This is a genomic window from Variovorax sp. 05N34 (genome assembly GCF_056397405.1).
This window is the reverse complement of the sequence record NZ_JBFTNI010000011.1, coordinates 112,340-130,336: the sequence shown is the minus strand read 5'-3', so window position 1 is coordinate 130,336 and position 17,997 is coordinate 112,340. Positions and strand designations below refer to the sequence as shown.

Sequence of the window (17,997 nt, the reverse complement as noted above, 5' to 3'; positions counted from 1 at the left end):
GTGATCATGTTCTTCACATAGTCAGCGTGCCCCGGGCAGTCCACGTGCGCATAGTGACGGTTGGCCGTCTCGTACTCCACGTGCGCGGTGTTGATCGTGATCCCGCGCGCCTTCTCTTCGGGCGCCGCGTCGATCTGGTCGTAGGCCTTGGCTTCGCCGCCGAACTTCGCCGACAGCACCGTCGCGATCGCCGCCGTCAGAGTCGTCTTGCCATGGTCAACGTGACCAATCGTGCCCACGTTCACGTGCGGCTTCGTGCGGGTGAATTTTCCTTTTGCCATTTTCTCGACTCCGAAAAATAACTAGATCAACACACTGACATGGGGTTGCAGCCACCAGGCTGCAACCCCAAGAACTGGTGCCCATTGCGGGAATCGGACCCGCGACCTCTCCCTTACCAAGGGAGTGCTCTACCACTGAGCCAAATGGGCGATATCTATAAAACCAAACCACAGAAGCACCAAATGCAGACGCTGGAGCGGGAGACGGGAATCGAACCCGCGTCATTAGCTTGGAAGGCTAGGGTTCTACCATTGAACTACTCCCGCACAACGACACAGCCCCTAGACCGGACTGCGCCGCAGCTAGGACAGAGCCTTGCTTTCGCTTCGGCTCTGCACATCACATTCAAGCGCTCTGCAAAATCCAAATTCGCTGGTGGAGAGGGCTGGATTCGAACCAGCGTACTCGTAAGAGGGCAGATTTACAGTCTGCTGCCATTAACCACTCGGCCACCTCTCCGGCGAACCTCGGAATATAGCACGGTTACCTTGGCCGGTCGATCGCAGCCTTGGCAAATCATGCTCTCGCTCGCACCTTCGGCCAGGCAAACCGGAACGGGTTGGCTCGGACCGGCGTGTTTTGCGCCGAGCCCGCGATTCTCGCATGAAATCAAGTACTTACCGACCCCCTCAGGCGCAGTTCCCCTCCCTCCACGCACGCGCCTGGCCGAAGTGACCGCAGCCGATGAAGGGGACCGGCGGACGCAAGGCGGAGAGCGGCGATGGGTGGTTCGCCGTCAATAATTTGTGTCGACCTGTATCTATCAATGTGCGTTTGCTCTGCGCATGCGCGCCCCAGAGCATGAAGACCACGGACCGTTCTCCTTGCGCGACATGCCGGATCACGGCGTCCGTCAAGATTTCCCAACCGCGCCCCGAATGGCTGGCCGGGCGGCCTTCTTCCACCGTCAGACATGTGTTGAGCAAGAGGACGCCGTGAGTCGCCCATTTCACGAGGCTACCCCCGGGGTCAGGGAACTTGGGCGGCGGCGTGCCCAGATCCCGTTCGAGCTCCTTGAAGATGTTGCGCAACGACGGGGGCAATGCCACGCCGGGAGCCACTGAAAAGGCAAGCCCCTCGGCTTGGCCGCGTCCGTGATAAGGGTCCTGGCCAAGGATCACCACCCGAACATCGCTCGGCGGCGTCAACTCCAACGCCCGCAATGGCCGCGGCGGCAAGATCACGGCACCCCCTTCCAGGCGTTCACGCAGGTAAGCGAGCAGCTTTTGCCCCACTGCCGAATCGAAGAACTGGCTCACCAACGACTGCCACCCGGGCGCGACAGGCCAGTCAGCCGGGTCACAGGTCGCGAGTTGATCGGCGCTCATCGAAAAAGATCAGCGAGGGCCTCGCCTGGTTCGTCAGCACGCATGAAGGCTTCTCCAACCAGGAATGCGTGGACGCCGGCAGCTCTCAGCTTCGCGACGTCATCACGGGTCGCGATACCGGACTCCGTCACGAGCAGGCGATCGGGCGGCACCTGCGCGCGAAGGTCTATCGTCGTTTGAATCGACACCTCAAAAGTGCGCAGGTTGCGATTGTTGACACCAATCAGCGGCGTCTTGAGCCGCAGCGCGCGTTCGAGTTCAGTGCTGTCATGTACTTCGACCAATACCGCCATGCCGAGTGCGACCGCGATCGTCTCGAAATCACGCATCTGGGCATCGTCAAGACAGGCGGCAATGAGGAGGATCGCGTCGGCCCCCATCGCGCGCGATTCGTACACCTGATACGCATCGACGATGAAATCCTTGCGGATCACCGGCAGATCGCACGATGCGCGCGCCTGTTTCAGGTAGTCGACGCCGCCTTGAAAGAACTGCCGATCCGTCAGCACGGACAGGCAAGCCGCACTGACCTTACCGTCTCCCTCGGCATAGCTTTGCGCGATGTCCGCCGGGATGAAATCTGCTCGCAGGACGCCCTTGCTTGGACTGGCTTTCTTGACCTCGGCAATCACGGCGGCCGCGCCAGCGGCGATCTTCGCGCGCAGCGCGCCAGTGAAGTCGCGCGTCAACACGCGGCTTTCCGCGTCGAAGCGCACTGCTTCGAGCGGAGCACGCTTCTTTGCCGCGACGAGTTCTTCGTGCTTCACGGCGACGATCTTCTCGAGAATGTCCGACATGTCCGATGCCCTCCTCAGGTTGCGGCCGCGGTGGCGGCAACGAGTTCGGCCAGCTTGGTCTTCGCTGCTCCGGATTCGAGTGCGGTGCGCGAACGCTCGATGCCGGCTGCAATCGACTCGCTGACATTCGCCGCGTAGAGTGCCGCGCCTGCATTCAACAGCACGATGTCTCGGGCTGGTCCGGGCTGGTTCTCCAGCACGCCAAGAAGCATCGCTTTGGATTGCTCCGGTGTTTCGACGCGCAGCGCGCGGTTGCTCGACATCGAGAAGCCGAAGTCCTCCGGATGGAGCTCGTATTCGCGAACTTCGCCGCCCTTGAGTTCGCCCACCATGGTTGCGGACCCGAGTGAGATTTCATCCATTCCGTCGCGACCATAAACGACCAGCGCGTGTTCGGCGCCCAGACGCTGGAGCGCCCGTACCTGGATCCCGACGAGATCGGGGTGGAACACGCCCATGAGGATGTTCGGCGCGCCCGCCGGGTTGGTCAGCGGACCGAGGATGTTGAAGATCGTCTTGATTCCGAGTTCCTTGCGCACCGGCGCGACGTTCTTCATGGCCGGATGATGGTTCGGCGCGAACATGAATCCGATGCCCACCTCGGCAATGCATTTGGCGATCTGATCGGGCTTCAGGTTGATGTTGACGCCGAGCGACTCGAGCACATCGGCGCTGCCAGACTTGCTGCTCACGCTTCGGCCGCCGTGTTTGCTGACCTTCGCGCCCGCAGCGGCCGCAATGAACATCGAGCAAGTGGAGATGTTGAAGGTGTGCGAGCCGTCGCCCCCGGTGCCGACGATATCCACAAGGTGCGTCGTGTCCGCCACGGGCACCTTCGTCGCGACTTCGCGCATGACTTGCGCTGCTGCCGTGATTTCGCCGATGGTTTCCTTCTTGACTCGCAGGCCGGTGATGAGCGCCGCCATCATCACGGGCGAACACTCGCCGCTCATGATGAGCCGCACGATGTGCAGCATCTCGTCGTGGAACACCTCCCGGTGCTCGATGGTTCGTTGCAGCGCTTCCTGGGGAGTGATGGGCATTTGGATGTCTCGTTCGGTTCAGTGGATTGGTCGTTGCGGCAGCTCAGGCGCGAAAGAAGCTCCGGATGGCGCCAAGCGCGCGATCGACGCCCTGCGCATCGACGTCCAGGTGCGTCGCAAAGCGCAGCCGATAGAGTCCGGTCGCGAGCACGCTGTTCCTCTTCAGATGGGCCAGCAGTTCTGCGGATCGATTGCGCGCCTCGCCGTGCAAATCAACGAAGACCAGGTTGGTCTGCGGTGGCTCGACTCTCAGCTCGGGAATTCCTGCAAGGCCATTCGCCAGCCGGGTCCCCAGCGCGTGATCCTGCGAAAGGCGATCGATATGGTGTTCCAGAGCATGCGAGGCAGCCGCGGCCAGTACGCCCGCTTGACGCATGCCGCCGCCGGCCATCTTGCGAATGCGATGCGCACGCGCGATGAATTCGCGAGATCCACAGAGCGCCGACCCTACCGGCGCCCCAAGCCCCTTGCTGAAACACACCGAGACGCTGTCGAAACATCCAGCAATGCGCCGCGCTTCATCACGCACCTGAGTTCCCCGCTGAGCAGCCTGCGCCGTTGCCGCATTGAAGAGCCGGGCGCCGTCGAGGTGACGGCCCAATCCCCTGCGCCGGGCGAGTTGCGTCGCTTGCTCCACATAGGCAAAGGGCAGCAGCTTCCCGCCGAGGGTATTTTCCAGCGCCAGCAGCCGCGTCCGCGCGAAATGCGCATCGTCGGGCTTGATGGCGGCTTCGATGTCCTCGAGCGCGAGCGTGCCGTCCGGCTGGTGATTCAACGGCTGCGGTTGCACGCTGCCGAAAACCGCCGCCCCGCCGCCTTCCCACCGGTAGCAGTGCGCTTGCTGACCCACGATGTACTCGTCGCCGCGCTGGCAATGAGAAAGGATCGCGCAGAGATTGCTCTGCGTGCCTGTCGGCACGAACAGGGCCGCTTCGAAGCCAAGCATCCCGGCGATCTGCTCCTGGAGCGCATTGACGCTGGGGTCGTCGGCAAAGACGTCGTCGCCCAGGGGCGCGGCCAGCATGGCCTCTCGCATGGCGCCAGTAGGCTGCGTGACTGTGTCGCTGCGCAGGTCGACGAGAGATTCGGAGGTGGTCATGTCTCAATCCAGGAAGTTTTTGAGCATCGTATGGCCGTGCTCCGTAAGAATCGACTCAGGGTGAAACTGCACGCCCTCGATCCGGACATCATGCGCGAAGCCCGTGTGCCGCACGCCCATGATTTCGCCGTCGGATGTCCATGCGGTGACCGCCAGGTCAACAGGGCACGTCGCTCGCTCGATGGCGAGCGAGTGATAGCGGTTGACGCTGAACTTCTCAGGCAAACCGGCAAAGACGCCTTCGCGCGTGGTGGTGATCTCGCTTGTCTTGCCGTGCATCAGTTGTTGTGCGCGGATGATCTTTCCGCCAAAAGCTGCACCGATTGCCTGATGACCCAGGCACACACCGAGGATGGGCAACCGGCCGGCAAGTTCGCGGATGGCTCCCACCGAGACCCCGGCTTCTGCCGGCGAACACGGCCCCGGCGAAATCACCAGGCGCCCGACGCCACTGGCCATCCGTTCACGCAATTCATCAAGCGTGATCTCGTCGTTGCGATGCACCTCGACATCGGCGCCGAGTTCGCCGAAGTACTGCACCAGGTTGTAGGTGAAGCTGTCGTAGTTGTCGATCATCAGAAGCTTCATGGCTTGGCTCCGATCCGGTAGACGCCCTTGACAACCGGAAACACGTTGAAGTTGATGAGGAGCCCCAGCTTGAGCCCCGACAAGCGAACTGCCGCTTGCGCCCGCGCTCGATGCAAGTCGGTGAGCGCATCCACGGCCTTCACCTCAACGACGGTCGATTGCTCCACCACGAAGCCCGCCCGGCAGACTTCGCCGAGCGAGCGGCCCCGGTAGCTGGCCGACACCGGCACGTCACGCACGAATCCGATTTCGCGCTCGGCAAGTTCGATGGCGAAAGCGGCTGCGTAGACCTCCTCGTCCAAACCGATGCCAAGTACCCGCTGCACTTCGACGGCGGCTCCGATGATCTCGTGTGAGAAGTCGTCGTTCTGGTTGTCTGCGGCGTTCATTCCAGGCCCTCCTCGACGAGTTCGGCTGCTCGCAGCAAGGCGCGGGCCTTGGCCTCGGTCTCTTTCCATTCGAGTTCGGGCACCGAATCGGCAACCACGCCGGCCGCCGCCTGCACGTGCAGCATTTGGTCCTTCACGATGCCGGTGCGAATGGCGATCGCAACGTCCATGTCGCCGGCATAGCTGATGTATCCGCAGGCGCCGCCGTAAATGCCTCGCTTGGTGGGCTCGAGCTGGTCGATCAACTCCATCGCGTGAACCTTGGGCGCACCGGTCAGCGTGCCGGCCGGAAAGGTGGCCTTCAGGACATCGATCGCAGTCATGCCCTCTTTCAGCGTGCCTTCGACGTTGCTCACGATGTGCATCACATGGCTGTAGCGCTCGACGGCGAATGCCTCTGTGACCTTGACGCTGCCGATCTTTGCGATGCGGCCGATGTCATTGCGCGCCAGATCGATCAGCATCACGTGCTCGGCGCGCTCTTTCGGATCGTTGATGAGCTCGACCTCGGCCGCCTTGTCCAGTTCCGGCGACGCACCGCGCGGACGCGTGCCAGCAAGCGGCCGAATGGTGATCTTCTGCTCGCCGCCCCCGGTGTGCTCCTGGCGCACGAGGATCTCCGGCGAAGCGCCGACCACGTGGAAGTCACCAAGGTGGTAGTAATACATGTAGGGCGACGGATTGAGCGACCTCAAGGCGCGGTAGAGCGAAAGCGGGGACTCGGTGTAGCGCTTGCTGATGCGCTGGCCCACCTGCACCTGCATGAAATCGCCCGCGGCGATCAGTTCCTTCGCCCGCTCGACGGCTGCAAGATAGTCGGCCTTGGCAAAACTGCGCTGCGCAGGGTGTGCCTGCGTCGGTCGCACCTGTGGGGCGCTCACCGAATATTTGAGCTGCTCGCGCAGTTCGCGCAGGCGCCGCTTCGCGTTGGCGTAAGCCTCCGGCTGAGCGGGGTCGGCGTAGACGATCAAATAGAGCTTGCCCGAGAGGTTGTCGATGACCGCCAGTTCCTCGCATTGCAGCAAGAGGATGTCCGGGCAGTCCAGGGTGTCGGGCGGGCAGGTCTTTTCGAGCTTCTTCTCGATGTGCCGCACAGCGTCGTAGCCAAAGTACCCCGCCAGGCCGCCGCAGAAGCGGGGCAGCCCCGGTCGCAGTGCAACCTTGAAGCGCTGTTGGTAAGCCGCAACGAAGTCGAGCGGATTACCGTGGGCTTTTTCCACGACTTTGCCATCTGTGACGACCTCGGTCACGGCATCAGCACCGAAGCCGCTGGCCCGCAAGAGCGTGCGGGCTGGCAATCCGATGAAGCTGTAGCGACCGAAGCGCTCGCCGCCGACGACCGATTCGAGCAGGAAGCTGTGCTTGCCGCTGTCCTTGGTGTAGGCAAGCTTCAGATAGAGGGAAAGCGGAGTTTCGAGGTCGGCAAAGGCCTCGACCATCAGCGGTATGCGGTTGTAGCCCTGCGCGCTGAGGCTTTTGAATTCGAGTTCAGTGATCACGGTGGGGTCTCCGTCGGCCAGCGGACGCTACGTGGTCGCTGGCGGGGTCATTCAAGGCTGGCCGGTTCAGGGTGACTGAGGGCCTCGGGCGCACGGCGTGCGCCGTGCAATCAAGCAAGCAACGTCGATGGCGTGCGCCAAGGCCAGGCTCCCCGGCTGCCTTGACCTGTCTGAATGACGTGATGAATGAACATGGAATGCGGAGTTTAGCCGAGGGACAACGAAGGTACAAAAAGATACATTGCACGCTTTTCGCACCCCAGAACCTAAGGAGGAATTGATGTTTCAGCTTGCTCTTCGGCGCGCACTCGCGCTGACCGCCCTCACCCTCGCGTCGCTTGCGGCGTCGGCCGCCCAGATCGATGTGGGAGGCGTCAAGATCGACGAAGCCCTCGATCTGCACGGAAGCAAGCTGCAACTCAACGGCGCGGGCGTTCGATTCAAGGCTGTGTTCAAGGTCTACACAGCCGGTCTCTACCTGAGCAAGAAGGCGGCAACCCCCGAAGAAGTGCTCGCCGCACCGGGTGCAAAGCGCATGAGCATCACCATGCTGCGCGATATCGACTCGAATGAGCTGGGCAAGCTCTTCACCCGCGGCGTGGAAGACAACTCGCCCAAGGCAGAGATGTCGCAACTGATTCCCGGCCTGCTGCGCATGAGCCAGATCTTCTCGGACCAGAAGCAGTTGAAGGCAGGCGACACCTTCACCGTCGACTGGGCGCCGGGCACCGGCACGGTAATTTCGGTGAAAGGCGTTCCGCAGGGTGAGCCCATCAAGGAGCAAGCCTTCTTCAACGCACTGATGCGGATCTGGCTCGGCCCCGCGCCTGCCGATTGGAAGCTGAAGGACGCCTTGCTCGGCAAGTAGCGCAGGCAGGCCGCCTGGGCTACGCGCCGATCTCTGCCAGCGAATCGACAAACCCGTCCGCGTCCACGCCGCGGATCGGTTCGCCATGGTTGTAGCCATAGGTGACCAGCACCACCGGGCAACCGGCGGCGCGCGCGGCCCTCGCGTCGTTGCTCGAGTCGCCGATCATCAAGGTCCGCGCCGGTTGAGCGCCCAGCGCTTCGCAAGCCTTGATCAGCGGCAGTGGGTCGGGCTTTTTTCGTTCGAAGGCGTCGCCGCCGAACATGACGTCGAAGAATTTGTCCAGCCCCTTGGCGGCCAGCAATGGCCGCGCGAAGGCTGTCGGCTTGTTGGTCAGGCAGGCCAGGCGCAGACCGCGCGCCTGCAGGGCCGCAAGGCCTTCTACGACGCCGGCGTACACCGCGGCATGCTGGCCATTGATGGCGAGATAGTGGTGCTGGTAGCGCGGCCACGCGCGATCGAACCACGCGGTCTCATCCAAAGAAGTAGCTCGCACCTGCTGGAGCACGGAGTGGATAAGGTGCTCCGAGCCTTTGCCGACCATGGCCGTCACTGTCGGTGCATCGACGTGCGGCAGGTCGAGTTCATCGAGCATGCGGTTCAAGGCGATGAGGAAATCGCCGATGGTGTCGATCAACGTGCCGTCGAGGTCGATGATCGCCGCGTCGAAGTTTGCAAGATCCAGGGCCATCGCCCGAGGATAAAGGCGCCGACCCCTCAGGCTTCGGTCAGCGACTGCGCGGCAACGACCGCCTCTGTCCGGTTGCGCACGTTCAGCGCGCGGAAGATCGCAGCAAGGTGGATCTTGACGGTGCCTTCGCTGATGCCCAGCGCACGCCCGATCAGCTTGTTGGGCTTGCCCTGCGACAGGAGCTGCAGCACCTCGACCTGCCGCTCCGTCAGCACATTGCGAAGATGCTCCAGTGTCTGTGCGGAAGCCGCGGCCGATCCACGCTGTGCCCCTTCGGTACCCGGAATCCCTGCGATGACGCCCGGCGGCACGGCCGACAACATCATCGGCGGCACATAAATGCCACCGGCCAGCACCAGCCTCACGGCCGACAGCATCACCTCGGGTGAATAGGCCTTGGGGATGAAGCCAAGCACACCCCGCTCGAGCGCACTGCGCATGATGGCCGGATCTTCGTAGCCGGAAAGCACGATCACCGGGACAGCCGGGTGCCGGCGGCGAATCTCGTCGATGTGAGCCTGGCCTTCGGCGCCCGGCATGTTCAGGTCGATCATGGCCAGGTCGATGTCGTCGGATGCACCGGCGAGCAATTCGTCGACGCTCATTGCCAGGACGAATTCGATTTCGGACTGCAGTTCCGACAGCTTGGCCTTGACCGCCTCGATGACGAGCCGGTGGTCGTCGGCGATCAGGATTTTCATGGCTTGCCCCATCATTGATGAACTCAGCACGCCGAAGATACCGGCGAAACCCGCCCGCATCAAGGCGGATTTGCCTACGAACGACATAGCTCCCAAGCGGTATAGCGCGCGCCCGCGCGCATGAAAGAATCGTTTCCCAATCCAGAAACGACAGGGAAAAACGGCCATGTGCCATCGATGCGGGCGCAATCGCAGCGTCCACCCCGTCGCCAGCAAAGCCTAGCCGCGAGCTCCGCATGGCGCGCCTGCTCGACTGCTTTTCGCCCCTGCTCTCCTTTGGCCTCGCGCTCGATGCATCGATCGCCGCAGGCCGCGTCAATGGCTCATGCGATGCGGCCCGGCGCAAAGCACGCATGCTCCTCGAAGAGGCCCGAGCGGCCGCTCGCAAGCTGGACAAGCCGGCAGAACAGGTCGAATCCGCGCTGTTTGCGATGGTGGCCTGGATCGACGAAATCCTCGCCCGGCATCCCGATTGCGCGGACGGGACGGAGCCGCTGCAAGTCCTGCTCTTCAATTCGAACAACGCACACAGCGAGTTCTTCCACCATCTTTCCGCGCTGCCTGCCGGCGAGCAGGAAGTGCGCGAGGTGTACTGGCACGCACTGGCGCTTGGTTTCAAGGGCCAGTATTACTTCGAGGGCGACGACCGGGGCGAACTTGGCAAGCTCAAGGAGCTCCACGGCAAGCAGTTGGCAATCCAACCTGCATGCCTGGAAAAACTGGCCGAGGATCACATCACTCCGCAGCCCTATGGCATGCCCGATCCGCCAGGCCCGCGCGATCCGCAAGGCCGCAAGCGGGCGCTGTTGCGCACGGGCGCCGCGCTGGCGGCCGCCATTCCGCTGGCTTATCTGTTCTCGGTGCTGATGGCGTCGCCTCGGGAATCACCGCCCACGCTCGTCCAGCGTGTCGACCAGCAACTGCAGACTTACGCTTGCACGGATCTTTCGGCGGCGGTCACACCGGACGGGATGGTCCAGGTCAGCGGCTTCGTGTCTCAATCGGAGCAGGTGGCGAAGGTGCAGGAGGATGTGCGCGCCCTTCCGGGAGTCAGTGCCGCAAACTTCGACCTGCAGTTGCGGGTCTGGCCTCATTGCGAGGTGGTTGCGATCCTGAAGACCCACCAGGCCCGCAACCGTGACATGGGCCTCGGCCTGAAGGTGGAGGCTTCGACCGCACACCATGGCAGGCTGCGCGAGGGCGATCCCGTGCTGTTCCAGGTGACGAACGCCAAGTACGAAGGCTATCTCTGGGTCGACTACTACACCGCCGACGGTGCGGTGATGCATCTCAACGCGGGCAGGGGGCAGCCGCGCGTGCGGGCCAGCGAAGTGATCGAACTGGGCAAGGACATCCCCGCGAGCTGGCTCGTGGCGCCGCCGTTCGGCACCGTGCTCCTCACGGCCCTGTCGTCGCCGACTCCCTTCAGCGATACCGCGGACAGGCCACCCTTCGAGCTGGCCTCCGCCTACCTGCAGCGCTTGCGAGAGTCGCTGGCGACGGCTGATACCGGCGCGCAGGTGATCGCCGACTTCGTCTTTCTCGAGACGGTTCCACGCTGATGCGATGACTTCGATACCCGCTCATTTCTGGTCTTTGCTCGTGGCGTGCCTGCTCGCCTTCCTCAGCCTGTGGTGGGCGCTGCTGGGTTCTGGCCGGGCCGCGCGTCGGCGGCGCTTGCGCATGTGCATCGAAAATTCCGCGGAGGGCCACGTGTCGCCCACAGACGCCGACGTCATCAGAATCAAGGCGCCCCTCGCCAGCCAGCTGCAGTCACTCGCCAATGTGAAGCCTTCGGGTGCGGTGCGCAATCCGCTCTACGCCATCCCATGGTTCCTGTTCGTGGGCGATCCCCTGGCGAACGTGCCCGATCTGCTCGCCGCAGCGAGCGGTCGTTCGTCGGCACCACCAGACAGCGCCAGCCAGCCATTTGCCTTCTGGCATTGGCAGCGACTGACGTCGATGATCGCCATCGACATCGATCCGCACTGGACGGCCGACCCGCAGAGCCCCAGCGATCGCAGCCTCTGGTATTGCGCCCTGCTGGAACTCGCGGAGCGCCGCAAGCGATTGCCGCTCAACGGCATCGTGGTGTGCGTCAGCGTCTCGATGCTGCTGGACACTGCACGCGGCAGGGCAACGGTCGCCCAACGGCTGCGCACGCTCGTGCAGGAAGCAGCGGAGCATCTGCGCATTCAATTGCCGGTCTATCTCGTGGTGACCGGCCTGGAGCGCCTCGACGGTTATCAGGTCGTGCGCGACTCGCTGCCGCAGCAAGTTCTCTCGCAGGCGCTCGGTCATCGGCTGCGCAACGACGCATCGCCTCGCGCGCCGGCCGACACCCAGCTGGACGGACTCTTCGCGGAGTTCATGCAGCGCATGTATGCACTGCGGATGGCGCTTTTCCGTTCCAGCGAACACCCGGCCGAGCGGCGGGCGATCCATGCCTTCGTGGAGCAGGTCCGGTCGCTGCAACCGGGCCTTCGCGCTACGGCGGACTGCCTCTTCGGCAATGGCCGGGGACCGCGCTCGCCGCGCTGGCGAGGGCTCTACTTCACGGCCGCACTGCCCGACGGCAGCGGCGGCGCCTTCGCGCAGGATCTCTTCACGCGCTTTCTTCCCACCGACCAGCCGCTTGCGCATTCGAGAAGACCCGGCGCCGGCAGCGACAGCGATTTCGATTCGACGCGGATCTGACGCTTGCAGGCTTCAATCTTCGTCGCGCACGCGGTGTTGGCCCATCAAGGTCTGCTGAACACTGGGCGGAACGGCTTCGTAATGCGACAACGCGATCGTGTAGCGCCCCTGGCCGCTGGTCATCGCATTGAGCCGCGACTGATAGCTGGACAACTCCGACATCGGCACCTGGCCCCGAACGACGATCGTGCCGGCCGCCAGATTCGACGTGCCGGTCACGAGCCCGCGCCGCGACGACAGGTCGCCCGTGACGTCGCCGACCGCGCTATCGGGTGCGGCGATCTCGATCTGCACGATAGGCTCCAGCACGATCGCCCGCGCCTCGCGGATCGCGGCCATGAACGCCTTGCGGCCCGCCGTGGCGAAGGCGATGTCCTTGCTGTCGACGCTGTGGTGCTTTCCGTCGTAGACCACCACGCGCACGTCGACGACCGGGTAACCGGCGATCGCGCCGGTCGTCAGCACCTCGCGCACGCCCTTCTCAACGGCGGGAATGAACTGGCCGGGGATCGTTCCGCCCTTCACCTGATCGACGAACTCGAAGCCTTCGCCGCGCGCCAGCGGCTCGATGCGAAGAAACACCTCGCCGAACTGGCCCGCGCCGCCGGTCTGCTTCTTGTGGCGATGATGGCCCTCGGCCGGTGCCGTCACTGTTTCCCGGTAGGCAATCCGCGGCGGGCGCGTGTTGACCTCGAAGCGATACACCTCCCTCAGGCGGTCGAGCAATACCCGCAGATGCAACTCGCCAAGCCCGTACACCACCGATTCATTGGTCGCGGCCACGTGCTCGACACGCAGGCACGGGTCTTYCCCCACCAGCTTGCCGAGGATTTCCCACATGCGCTGCTCGTCGCCATGCCGCTTGGGCTCGATGGCGAGGCCGTGTACCGGCACCGGAAACTCCAGCGGCGCCAGATGAACATGGTCGTCCTCGGCCGCGTCGTGCAGAACGGAGTCGAAGCGAATCTCGTCGACCTTCGCCACGGCCACGATGTCACCGGGAAGCGCGCGCGACACCTCCACATGGTCCTTGCCCTGCAGCATGAAGAGATGGCCGACCTTGAAGGGCTTGCGGCCATCGCCCACGAAGAGTTGGCTGTCGCGGGTCACGGTTCCCTGGTGCACCCTGAAGATGCCCATCTTGCCCACATAAGGATCGACCGTGACCTTGAACACGTGCGCCAGCACGTGCAAAGAAGGGGCCGGCCGAGCCGCCATGGGTTCAGCCGAGGCCCCTTCTCCCACGAGGAAGTCCGGCGGATTGGCCTCGGTCGGATCCGGCAGCAGCTTGACCATTACGTCGAGCAGTTCCGCCACGCCCGCCCCTGTGCGCGCCGATACGAAGCAGACGGGGATCAGATGGCCTTCACGCAGCGCCTGCTCGAGCGGTGCATGCAGCTCGCTCGGGTCGACATCTCCGTCGTTCAGGTAGCGATCGACAAAGGCCGCATCGACCTCGACCACCTGTTCGACGAGGGCGCGGTGCGCAGCGTCGACAGCGCCGAAGTCGCAATGCCCGTCGCGGCTGTAGAAGCAGTCGACCACGCGGTTGCCGTTGTCGTCCGGAAGGTTCAGCGGCAGGCATTCGCGGCCGAACGCGGCCTGGATCTGCGCCAGCAGCCCGGGCAGGTCGACGCCTTGGGCATCGATCTTGTTCACGATCACCATGCGCGTGAGATGCCGGGACGCCGCGTATTCCATCATGCGCACAGCCATCTGCTCGACGCCGGTGCTGGCGTTGATGACGATCGCCGCTGTTTCGACGGCTTCCAGGGCTGGCAGGCTCTGGCCCAGGAAGTCCGAGCCGCCGGGCGTGTCGATGAAGTGGATCCGCGTGTCCGCATGCGTCATATGCATGATCGACGCGTTCAGCGAGTGCTGCATTCGCCGTTCGAGCGGATCGTGGTCGCTGACGGTGCTGCCGCGTTCGACGCTGCCCGGTGCGCCGATGGCGCCTGTTCTGTGGAGCAGCGCCTCGGCGAGCGTGGTCTTGCCGGAAGCGGACGCTCCAACGAGCGCCAGCGTCCGCACCGCTTCCATTTCGGCCGCGAGGCCGTTCGATCGGCTTGGCATGAGTGGGTCTCCTCGACACCCCGGAGACGGCCGAACGGCCCGACCGGGCCGCGCGTCGTCTGGACGGCAATCCAGCGTACGGGATTGACCGGCCGGACGCAAGCCGATGCGGGTCAGGATCGGTTCAGGCCTGAATTGAGCCAAATGGCGACGGCGGTGTAGTTGTCCTGCCCCGGCACCGCTTGCAAGCTGACCTCATCCCCGATGTTCGCGATCCACTCGCTCGCGTCGCGCGAGGCCCGCAGCGTCTCGCACAGCCGGACGTCCCCCAGCACCTCCCAGACGCCGTCGCTGCACAGCAGCACCGCATCTCCCGCCACGAGCGGCATGCGCCTGGACACTTCGACGTCGAGCTCTTCGTCGGGAGCGCCAAGCGCCGACAGCAGCAGATTGCGTCGCGGGTGCTGCCTCGCGTGTTCCTCGTCGATCAATCCGCTGCTCACCATCTGCTGGACGAAGCTGTGGTCGACGGTACGGGTCACCATGGCCCGATCCCGAAACAGATAGGCCCTGCTGTCTCCGGTATGCGCCCATGCGATCTCATGCGCATGAAGATCGATGGCGGCCATGACGACGGTGGAGCGCATCGCCGCCAGCCTGCCGCCTTCGGCCTGGCGCGCCACCACGGCGCGATTGGCCTCCTCCAGCAGGTGCCGGAGCCTGCCGCTTTCGAGCCCCGGCGCCGCTGCAAAGCCCTGGAGCACGCTGGCGCAGGCGATCTCGGCCGCGACATCGCCGCCGCCATGGCCCCCGGCGCCATCGGCCACCACGCAGGCGACGAAGCGTTCGTCCCTCCATTGGCCGAAGACGTCTTCGTTGTACTGCCGGTCGCCCTGCCTCGACAGGCTGACGATCTCCAAGTCCACCGGGGCGCCTTTCACTTTCAGTGTCACTTTCAAGTCCATTTCAGCGGGCGCCGAACGCCTGCCATGCAACGAGGACGGCGATGACGATTGGGACGGCCACCGCCAGCGCCACGGCCATGATGGGTGTCAGAGCGAAGCGCCTCTTGCGTTCGACGCCCGTCGGTGCCTGCGGCGGCGAAGTCGGCGAAGTCGGCGAAGTCGGCGGCGGCAAGCCTGCAGGTGCCGTGCGCCGCCCGACAACCGGAACCGGACGCATCGGCGCCGCGATCGGTTCGAGACCCATGGCCTCCCGAAATGCCGCCATCGATTGCGGACGCGACTCCGGTCTCACGCCAAGCCCCGCGTCGATCGCCGCCAGCAGCCGCTCGCTGTACCGCCGGCGCAGCGCTTCGTCCTGCGCCAGTGGCCGATGGCTGTCCGCAAGAAGGCGTGCCACCGAAGGCGGCGGCGCGCGGCCACATACCGCGACATGCATGACCGCGGCCAGCGCGTAAACGTCGGTCCACGCGCCTTGCGCCATGTCAGGCGTTTCGGCGTATTGCTCGACAGGCGCATAGCCCGGCTTGAGGATCACGGTGATGATCTGTGTCCTGTCGCTGATCACGCGCCTGGCCGCCCCGAAATCGAGCACCACCGGCCGGCCGGAGCCTTCGAGCAGGATGATGTTGTCCGGCGCGATGTCGCGGTGGTAGCACTGTGCCTGGTGCATCACCGCCAGCGCCTGGGTGACGCCGTCCATGATGCGCAGCAGCCAGCCTTCTTCGGCACCGCCTTTCGACGCGGCCAGCGCCTGCTTGAGCGTGTCGCCGCGATAGAACGGCATGACCATGTAGGTCGTGCCGCGCTCCTGCCAGAAGCGGTAGACCTTGAGCAGCGACGGGTGCCCGAACTGCGCCAGCAGGCGCGCTTCCTTGATGAAGCTGCGCATGCCCAGTTCGAAGGTTTCGCGATGCCGCTCGGACAGCGGCACGACCACGCCGTCCATCCTGCGCGCCGACAACGCCGTCGGCAGGTATTCCTTGATTGCCACGACGCGCTCGAGGATCGGGTCCCAAGCCTCATAGACGACGCCGAAGCCGCCCTGGCCGACGATGCGTGTCACCTCGAATTCAGCGAGCCGGCTGCCGACCGCCAGCAACCCCGCTCCAAGGTTGCGCGGCGGAGGTCGCAAGGTCGGCGCAATCGTCGGCGCAACGGTCGGCCCTTCGCTCAGGAGCGCGGTCTTCGCCCTGGGTGCGGCCGGTCGATTCATGCGTCCTCCGCGCCCGGTGCGGCTGTGCCGGCACCGCCGAAGAGTGCTTCGAACTGGTCGTCCTGCGGCAAGCCCTGGCTTGCCATTCCCAAGCCCCCTTCGGCTGTCGGGTCGGTGAACCACAGCGACTGCCCCACCACGGGCAACGCGAGCACGGCTCCTTTGTCGTCGGCCACAGGCGCAGCGCGGCCCTCGAAGAGCTGATGCAGCAGCACTTCAAAGCCGACCGCGTCGAGCTTGTCTTCCAGCGCTTGGCAAACGGCGCGGGTGGCCAGCACCCACCACTGGCGCACGCTCGCCAGCGCCTCGCCCGTGAGTTCGGCATGTGAAGACAGCAACTCAGTCACGAGCGTGAAGGGGAAGTGCCCCATCGCGTCATCGGACGGAACCGAAGGAATGAGAACGCCGATCCACGATGGCATCTGGACGACGCCGTTTCCGAGCACGAAACACCAGCGCGGCGCATCGAGGCGGCGCTCGCTTTGGTCCTGATGACGGACCCGAATCCGTCCGAGACCCGTGCGCAACCAGTTGTCCCAGTCTTCGCTGAACCCGACCGGCAGGCGGCGATGCGCGAAGTCGTGCATGCCCGGCAGCTTGCCGAACCAGCCCGGCGCCGCATCTCCAAGGACGGTATCCGCTTCGCCGTTCACAAAACCTCCGGCCAAGGCCTCAGTCGAAACACCCAGTTTCGTCCCCGCCGCCGCGGCAACAAATCCGGCTGATGGCCTACGGTGAGATGGCGGCTTACGGCGAAGGAACTATCGTGCCTTGCGCTGGCGCGAAGTTCAACGGCTTTCGCCGCGCAACGCGCTCACCTGCTCGGCGTAAGTGGTCTCGATGCGCTRCAGGCGCGCCTGGCGTGCCGCTTCATTCACCCATTGCGAAGTCATCGCGCTCTGCCGAGCCAATTGGTAGGCCAGTTTTGCCGCCGGCAACAATGACGTGTTGTCCGCCGCCATGAAACCTGCAAGATCGTGGAGCGACTTCAGGACAGCACGCTCCGAATCCCCGCGCGGCCCCCTGCTGCGCGCATATTCGACAAGAAAGCCCTGCACCTGCTTCTGGAACGCGGGCTCGTATTCGCGCCGGATGACGATCTGCGCATGCGGAATGAGTTCGGATTCCCAGATGACTTGCAGCCGATCCGCCTCGGCGGGGAATTGGAACTTGAACCGTTCGAAGTCGGCCGTGTTGTTGGTCGCGACATCCGCCTCGCCATTGGCGACCGCCAGCGCCGTCGCCTGGTGCGTGCCGACCACTTCGCTGCGAAAGCGTGTTTCCATGGCGATGTGGTTGGGCAGGAAGAGTTGCAATTGCGGCACGATGAAGCCCGACACCGATCGACTCTCCCCGCGCGCGATGCGCCACTTCTCCGGCTCGGCCAGCAGGCTCTTCAGGCTCGTGTAGTCGCCGGTCTTGCGCGTCAACAGCAAGGCGCGATAGCCAGGCAGGCCGTCGTGGCGGGTCACCTGCGCCACGACGTTCATGCGACGCAGCGTCACGGCGTCGAGCGCCATCTTGCCGGAGAGGAAGGCCATGTCGACCTGATTGCGCTGGATGGCCTGCTCGAGCGCCTCGTACGAGGTCACTGAAAGCATCGTGACCGGCCGGCCGATGGCGCGGCTCATGTCACCAAGCAAGGGCTCCCAGTCGTTGCGCGACTCGAAGGCGCCGCCCAGCGGCAGGATGCCGAAGCGCAAAGGCGTGGCCGTGCCGGCCGGCGGGTAAGCCGTCTGTGCCGAAGCGACCGCCTGACAAGCCAGAAGCAGGACCAAGGCCGCTCGCGCCAGCATCGCGCCGACGCTCCGCGCCGGCGACCGG

The 17,997-nt window shown here is 64.4% G+C and carries 18 protein-coding genes and 3 tRNA genes; 3 read left to right on the top strand and 18 right to left on the bottom strand.

Features of this window, described 5'->3' with window-relative positions; genetic code table 11:
• The 11 genes from AC1DMA_RS26380 to trpE all read right to left on the bottom strand — a co-directional run.
• Nucleotides 1–281 (bottom strand): GTP-binding protein (locus tag AC1DMA_RS26380; protein ID WP_478128708.1); only part of this gene is annotated, 281 nt, incomplete at its 3' end.
• 75 nt (nucleotides 282–356) lie between these two features.
• Nucleotides 357–431 (bottom strand) — tRNA-Thr (locus AC1DMA_RS26375).
• 43 nt (nucleotides 432–474) lie between these two features.
• A tRNA-Gly gene (locus AC1DMA_RS26370) sits at nucleotides 475–548 on the bottom strand.
• Nucleotides 549–655: 107 nt separating this feature from the next.
• A tRNA-Tyr gene (locus AC1DMA_RS26365) sits at nucleotides 656–741 on the bottom strand.
• Between the two features lie 170 nt (nucleotides 742–911).
• Nucleotides 912–1,610 (bottom strand): uracil-DNA glycosylase, encoded by a 699-nt coding sequence (locus tag AC1DMA_RS26360; RefSeq protein WP_478145988.1) that lies wholly within the window; start codon nucleotides 1,608–1,610, stop codon nucleotides 912–914.
• On the bottom strand, nucleotides 1,607–2,407 hold the full coding sequence (trpC, locus tag AC1DMA_RS26355; protein ID WP_478145987.1) for an indole-3-glycerol phosphate synthase TrpC: 801 nt from the start codon (nucleotides 2,405–2,407) through the stop codon (nucleotides 1,607–1,609). Before trpC ends, AC1DMA_RS26360 begins: the two co-directional genes overlap by 4 nt.
• A gap of 14 nt (nucleotides 2,408–2,421) precedes the next feature.
• Nucleotides 2,422–3,450 carry an anthranilate phosphoribosyltransferase gene (gene trpD, locus AC1DMA_RS26350; protein ID WP_478145986.1) on the bottom strand — a complete coding sequence of 343 codons (1,029 nt, stop codon included), beginning with the start codon at nucleotides 3,448–3,450 and terminating at the stop codon, nucleotides 2,422–2,424.
• A gap of 43 nt (nucleotides 3,451–3,493) precedes the next feature.
• Nucleotides 3,494–4,549, bottom strand: coding sequence for a low-specificity L-threonine aldolase (gene ltaE / locus AC1DMA_RS26345; protein ID WP_478145985.1), 1,056 nt, complete (start codon nucleotides 4,547–4,549; stop codon nucleotides 3,494–3,496).
• Nucleotides 4,550–4,552: 3 nt separating this feature from the next.
• Nucleotides 4,553–5,137 (bottom strand): anthranilate synthase component II, encoded by a 585-nt coding sequence (locus AC1DMA_RS26340; RefSeq protein ID WP_478145984.1) that lies wholly within the window; start codon nucleotides 5,135–5,137, stop codon nucleotides 4,553–4,555.
• Nucleotides 5,134–5,526: a GxxExxY protein gene (locus tag AC1DMA_RS26335; RefSeq protein ID WP_478145983.1), complete on the bottom strand. Its 393-nt coding sequence runs from the start codon at nucleotides 5,524–5,526 to the stop codon at nucleotides 5,134–5,136. Before AC1DMA_RS26335 ends, AC1DMA_RS26340 begins: the two co-directional genes overlap by 4 nt.
• A complete protein-coding gene (trpE, locus tag AC1DMA_RS26330) occupies nucleotides 5,523–7,025 on the bottom strand; it encodes an anthranilate synthase component I (protein WP_478145982.1) in 1,503 nt (500 codons plus the stop codon). The genes AC1DMA_RS26335 and trpE overlap by 4 nt, the downstream gene beginning before the upstream one ends.
• Before the next feature lie 280 nt (nucleotides 7,026–7,305).
• Here trpE and AC1DMA_RS26325 point away from each other — a divergent pair, with 280 nt between their 5' ends.
• Nucleotides 7,306–7,893, top strand: coding sequence for a chalcone isomerase family protein (locus AC1DMA_RS26325; protein WP_478145981.1), 588 nt, complete (start codon nucleotides 7,306–7,308; stop codon nucleotides 7,891–7,893).
• A 19-nt stretch (nucleotides 7,894–7,912) separates the two neighbouring features.
• On the opposite strand, the gene AC1DMA_RS26320 is transcribed toward AC1DMA_RS26325, so the two are convergent.
• Both AC1DMA_RS26320 and AC1DMA_RS26315 read right to left on the bottom strand, forming a co-directional pair.
• The gene (locus AC1DMA_RS26320) at nucleotides 7,913–8,584 is read right to left on the bottom strand and encodes a phosphoglycolate phosphatase (RefSeq protein ID WP_478145980.1); all 672 of its coding nucleotides are present in this window, start codon (nucleotides 8,582–8,584) and stop codon (nucleotides 7,913–7,915) included.
• Between the two features lie 26 nt (nucleotides 8,585–8,610).
• On the bottom strand, nucleotides 8,611–9,285 hold the full coding sequence (locus AC1DMA_RS26315) for a LuxR C-terminal-related transcriptional regulator (protein WP_478128698.1): 675 nt from the start codon (nucleotides 9,283–9,285) through the stop codon (nucleotides 8,611–8,613).
• 236 nt (nucleotides 9,286–9,521) lie between these two features.
• Here AC1DMA_RS26315 and AC1DMA_RS26310 point away from each other — a divergent pair, with 236 nt between their 5' ends.
• Complete coding sequence (locus AC1DMA_RS26310; RefSeq protein WP_478145979.1) at nucleotides 9,522–10,847, top strand: DotU family type IV/VI secretion system protein; 1,326 nt, start codon at nucleotides 9,522–9,524, stop codon at nucleotides 10,845–10,847.
• A 4-nt stretch (nucleotides 10,848–10,851) separates the two neighbouring features.
• Nucleotides 10,852–11,982, top strand: coding sequence for a type VI secretion system protein (locus AC1DMA_RS26305; protein WP_478145978.1), 1,131 nt, complete (start codon nucleotides 10,852–10,854; stop codon nucleotides 11,980–11,982).
• Between the two features lie 12 nt (nucleotides 11,983–11,994).
• On the opposite strand, the gene fusA is transcribed toward AC1DMA_RS26305, so the two are convergent.
• The 5 genes from fusA to phnD form a co-directional block, all read right to left on the bottom strand.
• Nucleotides 11,995–14,055: an elongation factor G gene (fusA, locus tag AC1DMA_RS26300; protein WP_478145977.1), complete on the bottom strand. Its 2,061-nt coding sequence runs from the start codon at nucleotides 14,053–14,055 to the stop codon at nucleotides 11,995–11,997.
• A gap of 113 nt (nucleotides 14,056–14,168) precedes the next feature.
• Nucleotides 14,169–14,948 (bottom strand): PP2C family protein-serine/threonine phosphatase, encoded by a 780-nt coding sequence (locus AC1DMA_RS26295; RefSeq protein ID WP_478145976.1) that lies wholly within the window; start codon nucleotides 14,946–14,948, stop codon nucleotides 14,169–14,171.
• 13 nt (nucleotides 14,949–14,961) lie between these two features.
• Entirely contained in the window at nucleotides 14,962–16,173 is a 1,212-nt protein-coding gene (locus tag AC1DMA_RS26290) for a serine/threonine-protein kinase (protein WP_478145975.1), read from the bottom strand.
• Complete coding sequence (gene tagF / locus AC1DMA_RS26285; protein WP_478145974.1) at nucleotides 16,170–16,826, bottom strand: type VI secretion system-associated protein TagF; 657 nt, start codon at nucleotides 16,824–16,826, stop codon at nucleotides 16,170–16,172. Before tagF ends, AC1DMA_RS26290 begins: the two co-directional genes overlap by 4 nt.
• A 135-nt stretch (nucleotides 16,827–16,961) precedes the next feature.
• Nucleotides 16,962–17,969: a phosphate/phosphite/phosphonate ABC transporter substrate-binding protein gene (gene phnD / locus AC1DMA_RS26280; RefSeq protein WP_478145991.1), complete on the bottom strand. Its 1,008-nt coding sequence runs from the start codon at nucleotides 17,967–17,969 to the stop codon at nucleotides 16,962–16,964.
• Nucleotides 17,970–17,997 lie beyond the last annotated feature (28 nt).